The sequence below is a fragment of the Mycobacterium heidelbergense genome (assembly GCF_010730745.1).
Classification (GTDB): Bacteria; Actinomycetota; Actinomycetes; order Mycobacteriales; family Mycobacteriaceae; genus Mycobacterium; species Mycobacterium heidelbergense.
In genome coordinates this window covers 4,299,755-4,320,662 of the sequence record NZ_AP022615.1, presented here as the reverse complement: position 1 = coordinate 4,320,662, position 20,908 = coordinate 4,299,755, and the positions used below count along the sequence as shown (strand labels likewise).

Annotated in this window: 18 protein-coding genes and 1 pseudogene; 4 read left to right on the top strand and 15 right to left on the bottom strand. The window is 69.4% G+C overall.

Features of this window, described 5'->3' with window-relative positions:
- Nucleotide 1: 1 nt before the first annotated feature.
- The 3 genes from efeO to G6N25_RS20145 form a co-directional block, all read right to left on the bottom strand.
- Nucleotides 2-1,192, bottom strand: a complete 1,191-nt coding sequence (gene efeO / locus G6N25_RS20155) for an iron uptake system protein EfeO (RefSeq protein ID WP_372506699.1) — start codon at nt 1,190-1,192, stop codon at nt 2-4.
- Nucleotides 1,193-1,214: 22 nt separating this feature from the next.
- The gene (gene efeU, locus G6N25_RS20150) at nt 1,215-2,828 is read right to left on the bottom strand and encodes an iron uptake transporter permease EfeU (RefSeq protein WP_083072471.1); all 1,614 of its coding nucleotides are present in this window, start codon (nt 2,826-2,828) and stop codon (nt 1,215-1,217) included.
- A 78-nt stretch (nt 2,829-2,906) separates the two neighbouring features.
- Entirely contained in the window at nt 2,907-3,737 is an 831-nt protein-coding gene (locus tag G6N25_RS20145; RefSeq protein ID WP_083072470.1) for a DUF3097 domain-containing protein, read from the bottom strand.
- Between the two features lie 227 nt (nt 3,738-3,964).
- Here G6N25_RS20145 and G6N25_RS20140 point away from each other — a divergent pair, with 227 nt between their 5' ends.
- Nucleotides 3,965-4,252, top strand: a complete 288-nt coding sequence (locus G6N25_RS20140; protein ID WP_083072469.1) for a DUF3349 domain-containing protein — start codon at nt 3,965-3,967, stop codon at nt 4,250-4,252.
- Between the two features lie 31 nt (nt 4,253-4,283).
- Here G6N25_RS20140 and G6N25_RS20135 read toward each other — a convergent pair whose 3' ends face one another.
- From G6N25_RS20135 to G6N25_RS20110, 6 genes are read right to left on the bottom strand one after another with little or no spacing between them, the layout of a single operon-like run.
- A complete protein-coding gene (locus G6N25_RS20135; RefSeq protein ID WP_083072468.1) occupies nt 4,284-5,243 on the bottom strand; it encodes a patatin-like phospholipase family protein in 960 nt (319 codons plus the stop codon).
- A gap of 13 nt (nt 5,244-5,256) precedes the next feature.
- Nucleotides 5,257-6,327: an ABC transporter ATP-binding protein gene (locus tag G6N25_RS20130; protein ID WP_083072467.1), complete on the bottom strand. Its 1,071-nt coding sequence runs from the start codon at nt 6,325-6,327 to the stop codon at nt 5,257-5,259.
- 3 nt (nt 6,328-6,330) lie between these two features.
- Nucleotides 6,331-7,173: a carbohydrate ABC transporter permease gene (locus tag G6N25_RS20125; protein ID WP_083072466.1), complete on the bottom strand. Its 843-nt coding sequence runs from the start codon at nt 7,171-7,173 to the stop codon at nt 6,331-6,333.
- Nucleotides 7,160-8,110, bottom strand: coding sequence for a carbohydrate ABC transporter permease (locus G6N25_RS20120; RefSeq protein ID WP_083072465.1), 951 nt, complete (start codon nt 8,108-8,110; stop codon nt 7,160-7,162). Before G6N25_RS20120 ends, G6N25_RS20125 begins: the two co-directional genes overlap by 14 nt.
- Nucleotides 8,107-9,429 carry an ABC transporter substrate-binding protein gene (locus G6N25_RS20115; protein ID WP_083072575.1) on the bottom strand — a complete coding sequence of 441 codons (1,323 nt, stop codon included), beginning with the start codon at nt 9,427-9,429 and terminating at the stop codon, nt 8,107-8,109. Before G6N25_RS20115 ends, G6N25_RS20120 begins: the two co-directional genes overlap by 4 nt.
- Nucleotides 9,419-10,363 carry a sigma-70 family RNA polymerase sigma factor gene (locus G6N25_RS20110; RefSeq protein WP_083072464.1) on the bottom strand — a complete coding sequence of 315 codons (945 nt, stop codon included), beginning with the start codon at nt 10,361-10,363 and terminating at the stop codon, nt 9,419-9,421. Before G6N25_RS20110 ends, G6N25_RS20115 begins: the two co-directional genes overlap by 11 nt.
- Nucleotides 10,364-10,530: 167 nt before the next feature.
- On the opposite strand from G6N25_RS20110, the gene G6N25_RS20105 reads away from it, so the two are divergent.
- Complete coding sequence (locus G6N25_RS20105) at nt 10,531-10,881, top strand: DoxX family protein (RefSeq protein ID WP_083072463.1); 351 nt, start codon at nt 10,531-10,533, stop codon at nt 10,879-10,881.
- Nucleotides 10,882-10,904: 23 nt separating this feature from the next.
- Here G6N25_RS20105 and G6N25_RS20100 read toward each other — a convergent pair.
- Nucleotides 10,905-11,706, bottom strand: a pseudogene (locus G6N25_RS20100) (ketosteroid isomerase family protein).
- Nucleotides 11,706-12,266, bottom strand: coding sequence for a pyrazinamidase PncA (gene pncA / locus G6N25_RS20095; protein WP_083072574.1), 561 nt, complete (start codon nt 12,264-12,266; stop codon nt 11,706-11,708). The pseudogene G6N25_RS20100 and the gene pncA overlap by 1 nt, the downstream one beginning before the upstream one ends.
- A 229-nt stretch (nt 12,267-12,495) precedes the next feature.
- On the opposite strand from pncA, the gene G6N25_RS20090 reads away from it, so the two are divergent.
- Nucleotides 12,496-13,329 (top strand): DoxX family protein, encoded by an 834-nt coding sequence (locus G6N25_RS20090; protein ID WP_163672505.1) that lies wholly within the window; start codon nt 12,496-12,498, stop codon nt 13,327-13,329.
- Between the two features lie 135 nt (nt 13,330-13,464).
- Here G6N25_RS20090 and G6N25_RS20085 read toward each other — a convergent pair whose 3' ends face one another.
- From G6N25_RS20085 to G6N25_RS20075, 3 genes are read right to left on the bottom strand one after another with little or no spacing between them, the layout of a single operon-like run.
- Nucleotides 13,465-13,992 carry a gluconokinase gene (locus G6N25_RS20085; RefSeq protein ID WP_232065857.1) on the bottom strand — a complete coding sequence of 176 codons (528 nt, stop codon included), beginning with the start codon at nt 13,990-13,992 and terminating at the stop codon, nt 13,465-13,467.
- Nucleotides 13,968-15,962 (bottom strand): DUF7064 domain-containing protein, encoded by a 1,995-nt coding sequence (locus G6N25_RS20080; protein ID WP_083072460.1) that lies wholly within the window; start codon nt 15,960-15,962, stop codon nt 13,968-13,970. The genes G6N25_RS20085 and G6N25_RS20080 overlap by 25 nt, the downstream gene beginning before the upstream one ends.
- An 18-nt stretch (nt 15,963-15,980) precedes the next feature.
- Nucleotides 15,981-17,486: a carboxylesterase/lipase family protein gene (locus tag G6N25_RS20075; RefSeq protein WP_083072459.1), complete on the bottom strand. Its 1,506-nt coding sequence runs from the start codon at nt 17,484-17,486 to the stop codon at nt 15,981-15,983.
- Between the two features lie 62 nt (nt 17,487-17,548).
- Here G6N25_RS20075 and G6N25_RS20070 point away from each other — a divergent pair, with 62 nt between their 5' ends.
- On the top strand, nt 17,549-18,226 hold the full coding sequence (locus G6N25_RS20070; RefSeq protein WP_083072458.1) for a hypothetical protein: 678 nt from the start codon (nt 17,549-17,551) through the stop codon (nt 18,224-18,226).
- A gap of 8 nt (nt 18,227-18,234) precedes the next feature.
- Here the strand turns inward: G6N25_RS20070 and G6N25_RS20065 are convergent, their stop codons facing one another.
- Entirely contained in the window at nt 18,235-20,904 is a 2,670-nt protein-coding gene (locus tag G6N25_RS20065) for a sugar epimerase family protein (protein WP_083072573.1), read from the bottom strand.
- Nucleotides 20,905-20,908 lie beyond the last annotated feature (4 nt).

Below are 20,908 nucleotides of genomic sequence, written 5' to 3'. Positions count from 1 at the left end.
ATCAGTTGGCCGAGACGACTTTTTGGGCGACCGTGGACAGGCTTTGATGGAGCGGCTGGATGACGGCGGTCAGTTTCGGTGCGTCGCTGGCCCGCAACGCGGGCGTGTACGTCCGGTAGCCGCCCAGCGCCGTCGGGTCGCGGTAGCCGTCCAGGACGCTAAGGACGGCTTGGAATTGCCGGTCGATCTGGTTGACGAGGTTGCCGTCGATCTTCTCCAGCCCCGGCCGCAGCGACGCGTAGGCCTGTTGAGCGCCTTCGACGTTGCCCGAGAAATCGACCAGGTCGATGTGGCTGAAGGCCTCCTCCTCACCGGTGATCTTGGTGTTCTGCACCTCCTCGATCAGATCGCTGCCGCCGTTGGCCAGATCCTCGGGCTTGTATTGCAGGGTGGCGACGATACCGTTCAATTTGCCTACGTTGCCGACCAATTCGGTGCTCAACGCCTTGGTGGCGGGGGTGATCGCGCCGCCCTGCCACAGGTCGCGTTCGATGGCGTGGAAGCCCTTCCACCCGACCTTGGCGTCGACCGGGGTGGACGCGCGCATGTCGATCAGGTAGTCGAGGTTGCCGGCGTTGTCGCCGACCGCGAAACCCGGGAGGACAAAGCCCTCCACGCTGGCCTCGGATCGCTCCCAGAACAGCCGCGCCTTGGCGTAGGCCGTCTTCGCGGCGTCGAGGTTCCCGGACTGCACGGCGGAATCAAGCGCCTTCACGCCCGCATCGAGCTGACCGATCTGGTTGACGATGTACGCCGCGTAGTCCTTGGTGCCCTGGCTGAGGACGCTCGCGACCGAACCCGTCGGCCCCGCCGGCGCTCGGCCCGTCACCGTCAGAGTCTGGTATTCGGTGCTCGCGCCGGGGCAATACAACTGATAGGAGCCGCCGTCCAAGGTGACGGTGAAGGACACGGGGTCCAGGCCGGGCGCGAGGTTCTCCTTCTCGCCGACGATCCGCTGGTCCCTGAGCAACTCCATCTCCGTGATGCCCGGCGCGCTCGTGTTGGCCACGGTGAACGTCACCGGCCCGGCCGGCACGCTGGTGGTGTCCAGCGCGCAGCCATCCTTGCCGCCGCTGTTGGCCATGGTGACGTTGACGGTCGCCTTGACGGCGTTGGTGCCGCCGGGTTGCCCGGATTTCGGGGACGCCGAGTGGCCGCATGCCGTCACGGACAATGCCGCGACCGCGACCAAAGCCGCCGCGGCCGGCCAGCATTCACGGGACCGGCACCTTGCCCGGGCGATACGAGTCACGGTCAATCGCTTTCCTTTCCGGTTCGGCCCGCGCGCGGTCGCCGCGCGCCGAGGTTATCGCGCCAAGAACGCACGCCAACGCAAACCCGGCCAGTACCAACGGAAGCCAAGCGTTCCACAGCCGCCCCTCCGCGCGATTCCGCTCGCCGGCGGCGATCTCCGCCGCGGTCGACTGGTCTTCGGCGCCGGCCGTGGACCAGTCCGTGGGCAGGGCCCCGACGCTCACGGTCTTGGGCCCGGCCAGCCCGCCGCCGGTCAGGACGGCGGTGCGATTGCTGGTCGCCTGGGCGCTCACCACGACATCGCCCCGGGCGAGCACCGTGTACACGGTGGTGGCCGCCCACCGCGCGTGGAACGGGCCGGGGGTGCGGGCGGCGGAGACGCCCACCGGCAGCCGGCCCCCCGACATGTCGAGCAACTCCCCCAGCGTGACCGTCGCTGGGCCGTCGCCGGCCGCGGCCGCCGTGGCCTGCCACGCGCGCACCCACACGCCGTCCAGGGTTTGGTCGCCGGCCGCGGCGAGCGGGATGCTGCGGGCGTTCGCGCCGCCCTCGGGGGTGAGGGCCAGCGCGCGCCCCTGCGGGCCGGAGACCAGCGACACCTCGGCGGTGCGGCCGGCCCGATCGGTGACGGTGCGCGCCCGGACGCCAGGCGCGGAGCCCTGCGAAGGCACCATGATCGCCAGCGCGGCCGCGACGCCGAGCAGCACCGCCGAGGTGGCCACCAGTAGCCGGCGCCGGGTTCGCGGCGCCGCCGCGAGTCGAGCGGGCCACAGAAAGACCACCAGCACGGGCACCGCGTACAGCAGCCATCCCAGCACCTCGATGAGGCGCGGGTCGGCGGGTATGCCGAACACCCCGGCGATCACCGCGCCCAGCACGGACTGGCTCGGTATCCACGCGGAGAGGTCGAGCAGCTGCTTCTGGCCGATGCTCACCCAGCCCGCCTCGTGCGCCGTGCGCAGCGCGCCGACCACCAGCCCGGCGGCGATCAGCACCAAAAACACCCCGGTGACGCGGAAGAACCGGCCGAGGTTGAGCTTCAGGCCGCCGTAGTACAGGCCGACGCCCAGCGCGATCGACGCCGCGATCCCCAGCGCGCCGCCCAACACGGCGAACCACCGGTTGCCGTGCGACGTCTCCGCGGCCGCCAGCAAGAACACCGACGTCTCAAAACCCTCCTTGAGGACCGCGAGAAACGCCATGCCGACCAGGGCGATCGCACTGCCGCGGTTGAGCGCCCGTTGGGCCTCGCGCTCGAGTTCGCCCTTGAGGTGCGCCGCGTTGCGGTTCATCCAGATGATCATCGAGGTCACAAACACCACGGCGATGGCGTTGATGACCGTCTCCATCATCTCTTGCCGGGCCTGCGGCAGGCTCGCCGAGAACAGATCCAGGCCGACGCCCACCGCGACGCTGAGCAGCACGGCCCACGCGACGCCGGCAAACATCGGGCGGGTCGTCCGGCCGTTTCGCCGAAGGAAGGCGCCGACGATGCTCACGATAAGCGTCGCCTCCAGGCCCTCGCGTAAGCCGATGAGGAACGTGCTGATAAAAACGCCGAATACGCCCTGCATGCACCCGATTCCTGTCCCACGAGGGACCGTCGACTTAGCCTAGCCTAACTACGGGTCTCCGTTAAGCGCCGGGGCTTGTCACGGGCCGGGTTGGGTCACAAAGTCGATGAGCTCCTCGACGCGGCCGATGAGCGCCGGTTCCAGGTCGTTCCAGTCGCGCACCCGCGAGCGGATGCGGCGCCAAGCCCTGGCGATGTCGGCCTGGTCGGCGTGCGGCAGGCCGAGCGCCGCGCACGCGCCGTGCTTCCACTCGATGTGCCGCGGCACCGCCGGCCAGGCCGCCAGGCCAAGCCGCTGCGGCTTGACGGCCTGCCAGATGTCGACATAGGGGTGACCGACCACCAGGGTGTCCGGGCCGCCGGGCCCCCGCCGCACCGCCTCGGCGATCCGCGCCTCCTTCGAGCCCTCGACGAGGTGGTCGACGAGCACACCCAGCCGGCGTCCGGGACCGGGGGCGAACTCCGCGACGATGCCCGCCAGGTCGTCCACGCCACCGAGGTGCTCGACGACGACACCCTCGACCCGCAGGTCCTCGCCCCAGACCTGGGCGATGAGTTCGGCGTCGTGGCGGCCCTCGACATAGATCCGGCTGGTCCGGGCGATCCTGGCGCGGGCGACCGGAACCGCGACCGAACCGGACGCCGTCCTGCCCGCCGTGGGTGGCGCCGGGCGGCGCGGCGCGGTGAGGATGACCGGGCGGCCTTCGAGCAGGTATCCGGGGCCGAGCGGAAAGCCACGGGTGTGGCCGTGCCGGTCCTCCAGGTCGACGCGGCCGTATTCGACTCGCACCACCGCGCCGACATAGCCGGTCTCCGCGTCCTCGACGACCAGGCCGAGTTCGGCGGGGTGCTCGGTCGAGCGGGGCTTGCGCCGCCCCGCGGCCAGAACGTCGGTTCCGTAGCGATCCACCCGGCAATACTAGGAAAGCCTTGCGGCCGAATATCGTTACGGCGCGCCGCGACCGGCGATCACGAAATTCGAAGCGAGGCAAAGCGCTAAGAATTCAGGCATATGTCTGAATATTCCATAAATAAATTGCAAGTAACTGCGTTGTCTTACCGGGCTGATGGCGTTGCCGATGCTACGTTGCTAAATGCCGCTAGTGCTTAGCGTGTGGCGGTTAGCGAGGTGGATATATGGACCTGTCCCATTGGGTTTCGAGCATTGTCGCTTTCTTGCGGGCCGGCTACCCGAACGGCATGCCGACGACCGGTTACGTGCCGCTGGCGGCGCTGTCGCACCGGCGCGCCTCCAGCGACGAGATCAGCGCCATCACAAGCGGGCTCGTGATGCACGGCCGCCGGCCGATCAGCGCCACCGACGTCGGCGTGGCGATCACCCACATCACCAACGACATGCCCTCGCAGGATGACATCGCGCGCGTCAAACGCCGCCTGGACGCGATGGGCCGCGCACGCGGCTAGGTTTTTGCCACGCCCCGATGGCTCGGGCCGCTCACGACGTCGGCGTGACCGGACCGCCGCAGGCCGCGAGGAAGTCCGCGTAGTTCCACGTCCGCAGGAATTGCTGGCCCGCTTGCGATCCGCGCCGATAGAGGGCCTCGCGTTGTTCGGCGGTGATGTCGAAGTCGATCGGGCTCACCTCGTCGGCGGGCACAAAGATGGTGCGCCGAACGGTGCAGGGGTCATCGATGTAGGCGTTGTCCTGATTGCTGACCAGTGTTTCTATCGCGGCGATTCCCAACGACACCGGCCCGTGCACGGCGTGGGTGGGAGGAATGCCGGGGCGGGCCGACAACCGGATCCCGAACGTTGGCCAGCGCGGGTTCGCCCGGTCGAAGAGCTCCACCGGAAAGTCCGACAGCAACCCGCCGTCGACCCAGGTGGCGCCGGCCACCCGCACGGGCTCGAACACGTACGGAATCGCCGACGAGGCGTGCACGGCGCGCGCCACCGAAAAGCCGTCCGGGTCAATGCCATAGGAGCCGAGGTCCCACGGGATGCGAACCAGCCGGCGCCGTGAGAGATCGCTGGCGGTCACCACCAGCGACCAGGCGAACTGCTCGGGCCCTTCGCCGGTGCGCAGGTCGCCGAAGGTCCGCACGCCCAGGTCGCCGAGCAGCCCGGCCAGCAGCCGTTCGAGGTAGGCCCCGCGATAGACGCCGTCGGACACCAGCAACGACAGTCCCCCGCCGATCACCGGCAGTCGCCCAATCATGTTGCGGTCCAAGAATTTCCGATAATCGATGGTGCGCATCACCTCGGCGAGCCGGGTCAGCGGCTCACCGGCCACCTGCAGCGCGGCCACCAGCGACGCGACGATCGCGCCCGCGCTGCTGCCCGCGACGCGGGGGAATCGGTAGCCGGCTTCGGCCAGCGCATCCACCGCCCCGACCAGCCCGATCCCCCGGACGCCGCCGCCTTCGCACACCAGGTCGGCGCGCGCGGCGCTCATGCTCGGGCGTTGCTCAACCAATTCGGAGACCGTCCGTGCCGAAGAAGTGCAGGTGGCCGGGTTCTGGGTGCAGCCGCACGCGGCTGCCCTTCTCCGGCGGGTGACGCCCGTCAGCGCGCGCAACGACGGGCTGATCGATCACCTTGCCGGAGCCGGTGATCCGGCCATACAGGTAGGCATCCGCCCCGAGCTCCTCGACCACGTCGACCTCCATTTCCACGCCGAGGCCGCCCAGCTCGAAATGTTCGGGACGGACCCCGACGACGACCTCACTCGCCGAGCCCGCGATCTCGCGCGGCAGCCTGATCGGCCAATCCCCGAGCGACACGGCGGAATCGACGATCGGAAGGGTGAACAGGTTCATCGCCGGAGACCCGATGAATCCGGCGACAAAGACGTTGTCGGGATTGCGGTACAGCTCGCGCGGCGCCGCGAACTGTTGCAGGACACCGTCGCGCAGGACCGCGACGCGGTCGCCCATGGTCATGGCCTCGACCTGGTCGTGGGTGACGTACACGGTCGTCGTGCCGAGCTGTCGTTGCAGCGCCGCGATCTGGTTGCGGGTTTGCACCCGCAATTTGGCATCGAGATTGGACAGCGGCTCGTCCATCAGGAAGACGTGCGGGCGACGCACGATCGCGCGGCCCATCGCCACCCGCTGGCGCTGCCCGCCGGAGAGTTCTTTGGGTTTGCGATCCAGATACGGTTGTAGGTCAAGCAATTTCGCCGCGTCCAGGACCCGGTCGCGGATCTCGGCCTTCGACGTTTTTGCGATCTTGAGGGCAAAGCCCATGTTCTGCGCGACCGTCATGTGCGGGTAGAGCGCATAATTCTGGAAGACCATCGCCACGTCGCGGTCCTTGGGATCGACGCTGGTGACATCGCGGTCGCCGATCCGGATGCGCCCGGAGTCCAGCGTTTCCAGTCCGGCCACCATCCGCAGCGAGGTCGTCTTGCCGCAGCCGGACGGCCCGACCAGGACGACGAACTCGCCGTCGCCGACGTCCAGATCGAGGCCATCCAGGGCCGGTCGATCCGTTCCCGGATAGCGCCGCGTCGCTCGCTCGAAAGTCACCGAGGCCATGTTCTACCCGTTGAGCCCGGTGACGGCGATGCCGCGGACAAAGGAACGCTGCGCGATCGCATAGATGATGACCAGCGGCAGCATGATCAGCATCGACATCGCCATGATTATCGGCCAGCGCGCGACATATTCACCCCGCAGCCGGACCAGGCCGAGGGTCAGCGTGGCCAGGCTGTTGCGCTGGAGCATCAGCAGCGGCCACAGAAAGTCGTTCCAGACGTTGACCCAGGTGAGCACCGCGAGCACCATCACCGCGGGCCGCGCATGGGGCAGCAGGATCCGCCAGTAGATCTGCCACGGCGAGCAACCGTCCAGGATGGCCGCCTCCTCGAGGTCGGTCGGAAGCGTCCGAAAGAACTGGCGCATGAGGTAGGTGCCAAAAGCGCTGCCGAACAAGCCCGGCACGATCATCGCCCATGGCGTGTCGACCCACCCGAGGATCCGCATCATGATGAACTGCGGGATCACGGTCACGGTCAACGGCACCATCAGGGTGCCCAGGTACAAGACGAAGAGGGTGTCGCGGCCGCGAAATTGCAGTCGCGCGAAGGCATATCCGGCCAGCGAGCAGAAGAAGACCTGCCCGCCGGTGACGCATCCGGCGTACAGCACGGTGTTGAAGAACATGCGCCAGAACGGCATCAGCGCAAACACCTCGGCGTAGTTCGACCATCGCGGGTGGGCCGGCAACAGCCTTGGCTCGGTCACCTCGCCTTCCCCCTTCAGGGAGCCGGACACCGCCCAGGCGATCGGGAACAGCCAGCACCACGCGATGCCGATCAGCGCGGTGTAGACCAGGACACCGCGAAAGACGTTGCGCGTGAACACACTCTCAGTTGAGACCACGAGAATTCTCCCAGGACCGCTGGCGGGTGAGCCGCAATTGCACCACGGTCAGCACCAGCAGGATGGCGAACATCACCCATGCCAGCGCCGACGCGTAGCCGAATTCCAGGAACGAGAACGCGTGCTGGAACAGCATGATGCCCAGGACATAGGTCGCGGTTTCGGGCCCGCCGTTCGCGCCGTTGAGGACGTAGACCATGTCAAACGCCTGGAACGCGTGGATGATCGAAATGACCCCCACGAACGACATCGCTCCCCGGATCAGCGGCACCGTGATGAACACGAACTGGCGTATCTCGCCCGCGCCGTCGATTTTGGCCGCCTCGTAGACGGTCTCGGGAACCCCCTGCATCGCCGCCAGCAGGATGACGGTGGCGAACGGCACGCTGCGCCACACGCTGACGATACAGAGCGAGACCATGGCCCACCTCGGTTCGACCAGCCACGGGACCGGTCCGATCCCGACCCAGCCGAGCATGATGTTGAGCAAACCGTTGTCGGTGTTGAAGACGAACTGCCACACGACCGCCATCACCACCGACGAGATGGCCAGGGGCAGAAAGACGATGGTGCGAAAGATGCCGATGCCCCTGACCTTGCGGTTCAGCACGCCGGCCACCACGACGCTGATGACGATGGTCGGCACCACCGTGCCGACGGTGAAGATCACGGTGTTGCGGATGGCGATGAGAAAGAGCGGGTCGGACGTGAAGAGCTCTTCGAAGTTCTTCAGGCCCACGAACTTTGGCGACCTGAAGACGTCCCACCGCTGAAAGCTCATGTACAGCGAGAATCCGAGTGGGAACAGCATGAACACCGCGACCGCCGCCAGGTTCGGCGCGACGAATAGCCGGCCGGCCCGGGCCCGTCGTCGCGAAGGACCGGGCCCCGCGGCGTTGACCGGCCCGGGCGCGGCGGATGTGTCGATCGACGTCATGGGGTGCGCAGCACCTCGTCGACGGCGGACGACAGACCGGCCAGCGATGTCGCCGGCCGGGATCCGCGCAGCACGGGCCCGAAGCTGCGGTCCATCAGGGCGACGATCTTTTCCCACGCCGGCGTGACCGGCAGCCCGTCCGAGTACGCCGGTCCTTGGGTGAGCACCGCGAGGTTGCCGACATTCTGGTGGGCTTTGGCGAATCCGGTCGCGTCGAGCGCCGACCGCAGCACCGGCACGAACAGGCTGGATTCACCGATCAACGCCTGGCCGACGGGGCCGGTCGCGAATTTCACGAATTCCCATGCCTGCTCCTTGCGTCGACTGCTCGCCGAGATGGCCAGCCCGGTGGAACCGATATCGGAGCGGGCAGGCTGTCCCTGCCTGCGCGGCCCCACCGGCAACGAGGTGACGTCGAAGTCCAGCCCGTCGGCCCGAATGAAAGTCTGGTATCGCCAGTGGCCGCCCATCGCGATCGCCGCCCTGCCCGCCGCGAACAGGTCGGGCGTCGACATCGACTGCACTTCGGAGGCGTTGGGCGCCACCTTGTGCTTGTTGGCCAGGTCGGCGTAGAACTGCACCGCCTCGATGAAGGCGTCGTTATCGAAATTGAAGTGGGTCGGGTTCTTCAGCGGGGTGGCCCACGGTACCCCGTTGTTCATGGCGAACAGCCCGGCCGAATAGTACGAAAACCACATGTTGACGAAGCCCCACTGCGTGACCCGCCCGGATCCGTCCCGCTTGGTGAGGCCGGCGGCGGTGTCCAGGAACTCGGCGAAGCTCCACGGCCGCTCCCACGTGGTGGGTGGCGCCGGCGCCCCGGCCTCGGCGAAAAGCCGTTTGTTGTAGAACAGGTAGTTTCCGGACCATTGCTCCGGGAGCGCGTACCGGCCCCCGTTGAAGGTGAAGGTGTCATACAGCGCCCCGATGCCGTCGGACGTCAGTTCCGCCGCGAAGGCTTGGTCGCGGGCCAGCATGGCGTTGAGATCCAGCAGCACCCCCCGGGCGGCCAGTTCGGCGTAGGTCAGGTCCCACGCCATCAGCACGTCCGGGCACTTGCCGCCGGCGCAGAACGTCGATAGCTGCTGCATGACGCCCGGCGCGGACAACACCGGGCGGACCTTGATGTCGGGGTGGCGGTGCTGGAATTCGTCGACGATGCGTACCCTGGCGTCGCGCTCGTCGGGATTGGCCGCGAAAAAGAACGTCAGCGCGTCTTCGTCTGGAGCGCAGCCGGCGGCCCACGGTGCCAATGCCGCGGCGGTAGCCGCGCCGGCGCCCCGGAGCAGACTCCGCCGTCCGAACGGCTTATCGAGCATGGCGCTCCGCATGAGGTACTTGGTACCCGATGGGCCTGTGGTGTTCCTGAGACTGCGGCAGCGCGAGGACGGCCCGGCGCACGCGCTCGGCATCGCCGGTGATGTCGATCGTGTGGATGCGGTTGTCGGCGCCGACGCCGATCCGCAGCATGATCCGCGCGCGCCCGCGCGGGGCGATCACGATGCCCGGGACGCCGTCGATGAGCATGACGGCGCCGGCCCTCGCGCGCCGGGCGAAGCGGCGGGTCTCCTCGGCGACCTCGGTAGCCCCGCGCAGCTCGGTCGGCACGTCGGCGGGGACCAGCGCCGCGTCGACCCGGCGGACCACGTCGGGGGCCAGCAGCTCAAGCAATGTGGCGATATCGCCGCCGCGGGACGCCGCCAGAAACGCGTCCACGATCTTGAGGTGCTCGGCCGCGCGACGCGGCTCGACGGGCGGGCCGGCGTGCAGCCGCGCACGCGCCCGGCTCGCGAGCTTCTTGGCGGCCGCCGGGGACCCGCCCAACAGGCCGGCGATCTCCTCGAACGGCGTGGCGAACACATCGTGCAGCACGAAGGCGACGCGCTGCGCGGGTGAGAGCCGGTCGAGCACGACGAGCAGCGCCCTGCCCACGGAGTCCGCCAGCAGCGCGTCCTCGTCCGCCGACGCCGACGCGGTCGCGGCCAGCCGGTCCAGTTCGTCGGGGTCGGCCAGCGGCCACTCGGCGCGCCGCTTGCGCGCTCGGAGCTGGTCGAGCGCCTCGCGCGCGGTGATCGTCGTGAACCAGCCGGTGAGGTTGTCGATGGTGTCGACGTCGGCGCGGCTGGCCTTAAGCCACGCCGACTGCACCGCGTCGTCGGCGTCGGCCGCCGAACCCAGCAGCTGAAACGCGACCGACCTCAGGTGCCGTCGATCCGCGTCAAAGCGGCGCGCCAGATCCTCGGTTGTCGTCATGGGTCACCTTTTCCGCGTGCGAGTCGTCAAGAAGGTGACCACATCCATCGAACTCTCTGTCGCAAAGGAGACCAGCACCATGACCTTACCGATTGTGCGCCGCACCGGGCCTGGCGGCCATTCGGCTCGCCGCTGCGGAAACGGCTGCAAGACAAGGGATTGATCCGATGAACACGGCACTCATCATCGTGACGGTAACCACCGCGGTCATCACCGGAGGAATCGCCGTGGCCGACCTCATCCCGGCGGGATTCGTGCTGGCCAATTCGGCCAAGGTCGGTGTGCCACGCTCCTGGTTGCCGGCGCTGGGCTTGGCCAAGCTGGCCGGGGCCCTGGGGCTGGTCGTCGGGCTGCTGGGCCTGCGGGCCTTGGGAATTGCGGCCGCCGTCGGCCTGGTCCTGTTCTTTGTCGGCGCGGTCGGGACGCACGTGAGGGCCCGCGTCCTCTACAACATCGCGTTCCCGGGCGCCTTCCTGGGCCTGTCGGCGGCGACGCTGGCGCTGATGGTCGCGCGCTGAAAGGGCTTCCGGAGGGCGGGAGATCAGGCCGGGAAGTAGCGAATCCGGTTGATCGCGTTGCCCCGCCACACCACGTCGGCGAACATGATGCCGCGCCCATGCGCGGAGTTGAGCGAAACCGCGACCGTGGGACCCGCTCCGATCATCTTGGTCCAGCCGGCCCCGCTGAGTTGCTCCACAAGTTCTGCGACGTCGAGCGGGTTGTCGTCGCCCAAAGTTATTGGGGCGGTTGGTGACAGCGCACGCGGCGCGCCGAACGTGTCTCCCCGCGCGACGAAGCCGAGGAACGCCTCCACCAGCTTCTTGTGCCGCGCGCCCACCCGTCGAAAGCCGGCCAGGAAACCCGCGGTCCCCCCGCAACCGCTGATTGGTCAGCAAGCCGCGCGACAGTTGCAGGGCGGGCGAGGCCGCTCGCGACCCGGTTCGCAGGAACTGCAGCATCATCGCCGGCAACTCCCAGTAGGCCTCCAGCTCGGCGATCTGCCACTGGCCGTTGGCTTCTCGGAGGTCGTAACGCAGGAACGCCGGAATGTACATCGTCACCGCCGGACCCATCGCCACCTCGAGTTCGAGATCGCGCAAAACGGTGGTGCCGAACACGATATCGAGATCGCGATGGAACTTGATGTCACGCGGATCGATGAAGGTGTCGTAAAACCGGCCGATCTGCTCGCGCCCGACGTGCGGGCGCGAGCCCACGGGGTCTTCGATTCGGCCGTCGGCGGCAAACAGCCCCACCCAGCCGGCGCGGTCGTGCGCGGCGGCCGCCTGCGGCGACCGCTCCACGGCGGCCAGCAGCTGCTCGCGATCCAGTGGCACCACCATCAGCGGCCGCCGACCAGCTCGACGCCGACGGTTCGCATCTCCGTGAGCGCCGCCACGGCCGAGTCCGCCGCCACGGCCGCGGTCAGGTCCACCAACACCCTGGTGGTCAGGCCGGCCCGCGCCGCGTCCTCGGCGGTGCACCGGACGCAATGGTCGGTGGCGATGCCGACCACGTCGACCTCGTCGACCCGGCGCCGTCGCAACCAGTCGAGCAGCGGGGTCCCATCGTCGTCGACGCCCTCGAATCCGCTGTACGCCGCGGCGTAGGCACCCTTACGGAAGACCGACTCGATCCGGCCGATGTCCAGGTCGGGATGAAAATCCGCCCCCGGGCTTCCGGCGACGCAGTGCGGTGGCCAGGACGACGAGTAATCCGGGTGGTCGGAGAAATGGTCACCCGGGTCGATGTGGAAATCCTCGGTCGCCACGACGTGGCCGTAGCCGGGCTCGCCGGCCAGGTAGTCGCTGATGGCGGAGGCCAGGGCGGCGCCGCCGGCCACCGGCACCGACCCGCCCTCACAGAAGTCGTTTTGCACGTCGACGACGATTAACGCCCGCACGCGCTCCACCCTATCGTCGTGCGGCCGGTAGTCGCACAGCCGCTAGCGGTCTCGGTTTGTTCGTCGGGGCGTCGAGACTGCGGTGGTGGCGGCGCCCGAGGCGAAAAGCTCGCCGTGGACGCAGGCTCGATGCCACCAGCGCAGACTCGGCGCCAGCGGCCGACGAACGTACGGACCGGACCACCAGCCGGACGGTTTGTTTGCCGGCCGGCCGGGTAATCCAGCTGCCATGTTGATCCGCAGAATCGCACGGCCGCTGTTGTCGGCGGTGTTCATCGGCCAAGGTGTCGACTCACTGCTCAATCCCAAGCCTGCGGCGGAAGCCGCGGCGCCGACGGTGGATGGTCTTCGGGCATTACCGGATCCGGTGGGCAGCCGCATCCCCAGCGACCCCCAGACGTTCGCGCAGGTCAACGCGGCCGTTCAGATCGGTGGCGGCTTGCTGCTGGCCACCGGCAAAGCGCCCCGCGTCGCCTCGGCCGCCCTGGCCTTCACGGTGCTCCCGGCCAACCTCGGCGCGCACATGTTCTGGAGCGAGAGCGACCCGCAGCTCAAGGCCCAGAAGCGCCGAGAGTTTTTGACCGACCTCAGCCTCTTGGGCGGGCTGATGATCGCGTCCGCCGACACGGCCGGCAAGCCGTCGCTGGGATGGCGAGGCCGCCGGGCGGCCGAGCGGCTCTCCGAGCGGGTGTCCGCCGCGCTGCCGGGGTCCGACGACACGCTCGACACCGACTTCGGGGAACTCGGGGAAAAGATCGCGCACGGCCTGCAAATCGGCGCCGAGCGGGGCCGCGAACTGGCCAGCACCGCCGCCGAGAAAAGCGCGCCATACGCCGAGGCCGCCCTCGAACGCGGCCGCGAACTCGCCAGCACGGCGGCCGATAGGAGCGCGCCACTGGCAAAGAAGGCACGCGAGCGTGGCGAGCAGTTGGCCGACACGGCCCGAGTGCGCGGCGTGGAACTCGCCGAAACCGCCCGGGCGCGCGGCAGCCAGCTCGCCGATGCCGCCCGCGAACGAGTCGGCGACGGGGTCAAGACTCGTCGCCGCAGGCGCCCCTGGTAATCGCGGGGCCTTCGGTGTGAGGCCAGGGCTTTCGGTGTGAAGCCAGGGCGTCGATTCGGCGATTTTCCCGCCGAGCCTTCACACCGAAAGCCCTGAATTCACACGCAAAGCGCCGGAGCGAGGGCGGCTCCATGGTCAGGTGCCCGGACGCGGCCCCGCCGACGCCGCCAGGAAAGCGTCGATGATCGCGTCGACGCCTTGGCCGACGTCCGCGGTGATACCTGCCTCGTCGACGCCGAGGGGTTCCAAGGCGTCGAATTGCGATCGCAGCAGGGCGGCGGGCATGAAATGGCCCGACCTGGCGGCAAGCCGGGCGCCGATGAGTCCCGGCGAGCCGCTGAGGTACAGGAACTCGACGCCTGGGCAGTGCCGACGCAGCTGGTCGCGGTAGGCGCGTTTGAGCGCCGAACAACTCACCACCCCGCCGCCGCCATGGCCGGCCAGCCATTCGCCGACCTTTTCCAGCCAGGGGTGGCGATCGTCGTCGTTGAGTGGCTCGCCGGCGGTCATCTTGGCGATGTTGGCCGGCGGGTGCAGGGCGTCGGCGTCGACGAAGGGCACCCGCAACCGTCGTGCGAGCGCCGTCCCCACCGTCGACTTGCCCGATCCGGAGACGCCCATCACCACGACGGGTGCGTCTAGTCGGCGAGGTTGCGGTTCCATTCGACCCAACCGACGCCGCTGCGGCCGTCTGCCGTGCTGACGCTGGCCCAGGCGCGCGGGAACTGGCTGACCCGGCCGTCGGCGGCGGTCAGGCGCACCGGCGCGTGGCCCCGCACGTCGACGTCCGCGGTGATCTCGCCAGGATTGAGGACCAACGTCGCGCTCACCGAAATTCCGTTGGGGCCGAACGCTTCCCGCGAGGCGACGGTCTGCAGCTCGGTGACGTTGCGGTCGGCGCCCTGGGCGTAGCCGATGCTGAACGTCGGTGCGCCCGGGATGCGGATGTTCACGCCGTGCAGGTGGGTGCCGTCGTCGAGGTGCAGCGCGCTCCACATCCAGTCCATGCTCCACCAGTCGCGCACGCCCCAGGAGTGGTCGCGCTGGCCGGGGACGGACTCGACGCGGTAGTCAACGTCGTCGACGGTGACGGTTCCCGAGACGGTGCAGGGTATTTCGTAACGCGTCGTCAGCCGGTACTGATACGGGGTGCCGGCGGTGTCCCACACCAGATTCATCGTCACCTCGACGGGAGTTCCCGGCTCCCCGCGCAACAACGCCGACGGGTCGGAGTAGGCCTGAGCCCGCGCGCGCACGTCGACGCGATAGCTCCGCAAAGGCGCGGCGGCGGAGTGGCCCACCTCGAAGGCGTCGGTGCGCAACAGCCACGGGTCGGCCGGCAGCGGGACGTCGGTGTCGACGACGGCCACGGTCGGCATGGCGGGCCCGCACAGCAGCGCGTGCACCCATGCCTTGCGCTGGTTGGCTATCAGGCCGACGCGGAACCAGCCGCCCAATCCCTGTGCCGCATCGACGAAGTCGGCGTACCAGCTCTCGCTCCACAGGGGTTCGGCGGTGGGGGTGTGCGCGAGTTCGTCGTCCTCCGACGGTCGCAGCGGCTCCGGCGCCGCCGCGACGGGGAGGGTCGCCAATGCGTTGGTGTCGAGCACGTGATCGCAGCCGCGCTGCAGCATCGTCATGAACATCTGGTCGCCGCGGTCGGTGCGCTCCACCAGCATCGACGAGACGATCGCCATCATCACGCCGAAAAAGCTTTGGCGGCGCACGCCTTCGGTGACGTCGGCCACGCTGATGGGGGCCTCGGGCCCCAGCGCCTCGTGGTAAGCCCGCAGCAATTCGGCGTAGCGCTCCCGACGATCCGGCGGTCGCAGCGCGCAGCCCAGGAAGTACGACAGATCGGTGAATGCGGGTCCCCACGAAACGGTCTGCCAGTCGACGACGGTCAGCGCGCGGTCGGCCCCGGCGGTGCCGAACAGCATGTTGTCCAGGCGGTAGTCGCCGTGCACCAGGCCCTGGATCTGCTCCGAGCCCGCGGCCAGGTAGCCGTCGAACGCGGCGACCAGGCGCTCGCACACGACGCGGTGCTCCGGCGCGATCCGGTCGCCGTACCGGTCGAGGAAACCGGCGTACAGCGGGGCGATCATCGTCTGATTGAGCGGTGTTTCGCGGTTCAGCCAGGACGCTTCGGCCAGCGCGGCATCGCCGAGCAGCGGGCCGTGCAGCCGTCCCAGCTCGACGACCGCGAGCCTGGCCTGTTCGGTTGTGGCGCCGGTGATCTCGTCGCCGACGACCGCGGGCCCGGCGTCGCCGAGCAGCAGGTCGAAAACGCCCGTCGAGGTGTCGATCGCGGCGTGATAACAGGGCGCTATCGGGCCGTCCAGGCGTGGCGCGACGTCGCCGTAGAAGCGGACCTCGCGCTCGTAGAGCCCCAGGGCCGACCCGGTCTGCCGGCTCACCGGATCGGTGGCCGCCACCTTCAGCACCACCGACTCGGGCCCGTTCGCGTCGGCGTCGGCGTAGTCGGGCCGGATGCGGTAGCACTGGCTCATCTGGCCGGTGCCGATGCGCTCCACGGTGAAATCGGAGATGGGTCCGGTTCCGATCGCCGCGGCCAACCAGGAGGCCGTGAGGTCACTGGGGCGTTCGATGACTTGCTCGGTGTCGGCGTGCATGAGGGTCAGCGTGCCAGGTCATTGCGCCAGGGAGAACCCGTCCCAGGCAATTCGGCGGTGCGGGTGCGGATCGAATTCGATGCGGCTCTTGCGGTCGAAGACCATGACGGCGCGGTCGGTGGGGGTGTAGGCGGGCCAGCCGTCGCCCGGCGACCCCGTGCGGCTGAAGGACCGCCACCGCCGCTGCACCTGGTTGCTGACCCGCAGCGCGGCCCGCCGATCGGCGGCCGCGGTCAGCAGCGCACCGAACCTGGTGCGATAGACGTCGAAGACGGCCAACAACTCGGTGGCATGGGTCGCTCCCAAGCCCGACCAGCGCAGCGTCCTCGGGGCGTAGTCGTACCGGTACAGGTAGGTGGGCGCGTGGCCGCAGTGCGCCTCGGCGATCTGCCAGGCCGCCGAGCCGAACGCGAAATCGCCGCCGAGCTGGATGCACGCCGACGGCGCCGGATAATCGGGGTAGGCGGCGGTAATGCGTTCGCGGGCGGCCGGTTCCATGTCGGCCAGCAGCTCTTCGATCATCGATTCGTTCGTGGGCAGCATTTTGAGGAAGCGGGTGAACAGGCGGCCCTCCTCGGCGTTGGTGCCCACGATGAGCGGCACCCGGTGCGCCCGGCCGGACCGCATCGCCTCGACGGGGTCGACGGGCAGGACGTCGTCGCCGAAGGACGGACCAATTGGAAAGGCGCCCAGCCTGTTCTCCATGCCCTCGTCGATCAGCCGATGCTGAGCCTCGACCAATTGCGCCGCCGACGTCCGCATCAGCGCATTGGCGGCGTCTTCGGTGCGCGCGCCCAGCAGGCGGGCGAACCGGTTCGCGAATTCGTCGGCCACGTCTTTCGGGCGCACCAGGCCCGACGCGGGGCTTTCCGAGATCGCCCGGGCGAACAGGCCTTCGGCGGCCGGGACGGCCAACAGCGTGGCGGTGATGCACGCGCCGGCGCTTTCGCCGAAGATGGTGACGTTGTCCGGGTCGCCGCCGAATTCGGCGATGTTGTCTCGGACCCATCGCAACGCCATCACCAGGTCGCGCAGGTACAGATTGCTGTCGATGGTGATGCCCGCCGTCGACAGCGACGACAGATCCAGGCATCCCAGCGCGCCCAGCCGGTAGTTGACCGAGACGTACACACAACCGCGGCGCGCCAACGCCGCACCGTCGTACAGCGGTGTGGCCGAGCTGCCCAGGATGTAGCCGCCGCCGTGGATGAAGACCATGACCGGTAACGGTTCCCCGGCGGCGGCTTCCGGCGTGACGACGTTGAGGGTGAGGCAGTCCTCGCTCATGGGCTGGTAGCGGCCGACACCGAGCATCGTGTACCGGCGCTGCTGCGGCGCGCAGTTGGCGAAGCCGTGGCAGTGCCGCACACCCGACCACGGCGGCGCCGGTTGCGGCGCCCGGAATCGCAGGGGCCCCACCGGCGGCCGGGCGTACGGGATGGATCGCCAGCGGTTCACGCGGTCGCGGGTGAAACCCTCGACCGTGCCGGCGGTCGTGCGGGCGCGAACGGTGCGCTCATGCATAACTGCGACGGTAGCCGACACCACGGCCATACTGCGCGGGGCGTGGCGGTTAGCCTGGCGGGATGCGGATCGCGGTGCTGCTCGCAGCGTCATTGCTGGTTGCCGGTTGCTCGCACCCGGCCGGCGACCGTTCGGGGCAGCCGCAGACCACTCAGCCACCTGCGGGGACGGCGCCGACGACCGCCGCCGGACCGGGCGGCGCCACACCGCCGGCGCCGGCCGCCGGCGCCGCGATCTCCGACGTCATCGCGTGGATCGAGGCCGGTCATCGGGCCGATCCGGGCCGCTTTCACACCGCGACGCGCGAGGGTGTCGCCACGCCGCTCGGCGGCGACATCGCGCTGACCACCCAGGCCGGCAAGGTTTCCTGCATGACCGACTCCAAGCACACGGGCGGCGCGCTGGTGTGCCTGGTGGACCTGACCAATCCCCCGCCCCGGCCCGACACGGCCTACGGCGAATGGAAGGGCGGCTGGGTCGACTTCGACGGAACGAACCTGCAGGTCGGGTCGTCGCGCGCCGATCCGGGGCCGTTCCTCAACGGCAACGGTCCCGAACTGGCGAACGGGGATTCCTTGTCGTTCGGCGAGGACCGTTGCCGCGCCGATCAGGCGGGCCTGTTCTGCGTGAACTACGCCCACCAGTCGGCGGTGCGGTTCTCCGCCGCCGGCATCGAGACGTTCGGGTGCCTGCGGTCGGTGCCGCCGCCGGACGGCGTCGGCATCGCGTTCGGTTGCTGAGGCCGGCCTTACGCGCCGCGGCCGCCGGTCGGGGCGTCACCGGAAGCCGGTTCAAGCACGCGGATCTCGCCCGTACCGCCGTCGACCTCGACGAGCGCTCCCGGCGGCAGGGACCGGGTTGCGCCCTGGGCGTCCACCACACATGGAAACCCGAACTCGCGGGCCACCACGGCCGCGTGTGACATCGGTCCGCCGAGTTCGGTGACCACGGCCGCGGCGTAGCAGAAAGCCGCCGTATACCCGACGTCGGTGACCTCCGCGACAAGGATCTCGCCGGGTTGCAGATCGTCGAGGGTCTCGGGCCGCACGATCCGCACCCGGCCGCGCACCCGTCCCCCGCAGACGCCGACCCCGCGCAGGGTGTCGCCGCTCTCGAGGACCGGTGGCGACGTGGCGCCGGGTCGCCAGCTCCCGCTGAACACGGTCGGCGGAACGACGGCGGCCAGCCTGCGCCGTTCGGCCCGTCGCCGGGCCACCAGCCCCGCAACGTCGGCGGGGAGCCGGTCGAGCTCATCGAGTTCATCGACCAGCAGATAGAAGACATCGTCGGCGGCGTCGAAGACTCCGGCCTCGACCGACCGGCGCCCATACTCACGCAGGAGCGTGCGTAGCACCCAGTTGGCCCGCACCAGTTTGTCGCGACGGACTTCGCGATCGCGGAGTTGGCGTGCGGCCAGCGGCGCGACGGCCCTGGCCCGCAACGGGATTCGCGGGCGCGGGGGTTGTGGGGTGGGAGATGCGCTCATCGCCCTGGTCACCATCCGGACCAGCAGCTCGGGGTCGTCGGCGTAGCTGGTCGACAGCATCTCGAGCTCCGCCGGGCCGCGGTGCCCGATCAGCGCCAGCTCGGCCAGCACGGCCGCGTGAAATTCCGGCGCATCGATGGCCAGCTTGCCGAGGCGCTCCCCCGGCTCGGCAAGCAGCCGAACCACGTTCGGATCGCGCCGTGCGGCGACCACCAGCCGCTGCATCGCCTCGACCGACCGGGCGCTGACCAGTTCCGGACCCGCCGGCAACGCGGTGTCTCGCCCGCTCAAGCCGCGCAGCAACACGTTGAACGCGGCGCACAGCATGAACGCCCCCGAGGCCAGCACCCAACCGTGCACAACGTGGTCGCGCGCCAGGCCGATCAGGCTGAGCAGCCGGCGATCGTCGAGCTGAGTGACGTCGCCACCGGCCAGCCGTTCCAATCGATCGACGTCGGCGACGAAGTCGTGGGTATCGCGGGGCGAGCCGGAGCTCAGGCCCACCAGATTGACCCCAAACACTCCGATGTTGCGGACGGTGCGCAGTTGCCTTCGGGCGCGGCCGCTTTCGAACGGCGGACGCTCCTCGCCGAAGATCGGCAGCGAGGCCATGCTGGGACCGAAGAACCCGCTGTTGCTGACGATCATCGCCGGCTTGGCGAATGGCACGGTTTCGGCCATGAAGTGTGCCGACGTGGTCGCCCCGTAGAGCCGATGGGCGAAAACCGCGACCATGCGCCTGGCGATTTCCCGCTGGACGATGCCGCCGGGTCGCAGCCGCTCGGCGATGATCACGCCCGCGGCGCGCAGACCCCGCACGGTCGCCGAGGCCGACGACGGCGAAAACGGGCCCGGCAGCGCCTCGGACAAGTTGGTGGCCAGGAAGGTGGGGAAACGCGGGTCGATCGGCGTGTCGAACTCGCCGTTATCTCCTTCCGGGCCGGCCAATCTGGGCACCACGCCGTCGTCGGACGGCGCGTCGACGACGGGCAGGTCCTGGACGTTGGCCAGCCGCCACGGCACCGACACGACACGCTTACCCACGGCCACCCGGCCGCGCACCGCCAGCGCGAAGTCCTCGACACATTCGTCGGAGCTCCACGCCGGCACGTATCCCCACGCGTCGCGAAGCCGCGACGTATCCATCGGCGGGGCGCCCTGCACCGCCAGCTCCAGTTCGGTGAACGAAGACAGCCCGCGTCGCCGCAGCACCGCAAACGGGTCGCCCGATCGGACGACCGGGCGCCCGAGGACCGCGGCGATCCGACGAAGCGTCGGCGCGCCAGGGGCGGCGAGATTGACTGGGCCGCTGACGATTCCGGTGTCCAGGACGGCGCGGGCGAAGAGCCGCAGCGTGTCGTCGATGTGCACGAGCTGCACGCGGCGATCAGCGACCCGGTCGGGGAACACCGGCAACGCCAGCAGTCGCCGCACCCAGTTATCGACGCCGCGGCCGACGATCAAAGCGGATCGGATCGCGACCCATTCGGCGTCGGACGCCGCCAGCATGCCCTCGACGCGGGCCTTGTGCAGGCCGTCCGCGGACACCGGCGTCAGCGCGTCGCGCTCGGCCTTCGCGGCGTCTCCCCCACCATAAACGTGCGCCGACGACGCGAAAACGATGCGCCCGGCCCCGGTCTCGGCCATCGCCGCGAGAACGTTGTGGGTGCCCTCGATGTTGACCTGGTGACTGATCCGATCGTCGGGGCCGGGGCGGCGGGCCCACGCGCAATGGGCGACGACGTCGGCGCCGGCGATGGCGCGCCTGACCGCGGCCGCGTCCCGGATGTCGGCCGCGACGAAGTCGGCTGAGCTCGGCCAGCTTTCGGGTCGATGACGGGCGAGGCCCACGACATCGTGGCCCTGGCTGAGCAATCGGGCGGCGAGGCCGCGGCCGAGCACGCCGCTGGCCCCGGTGACCGCGATTCTCACCATG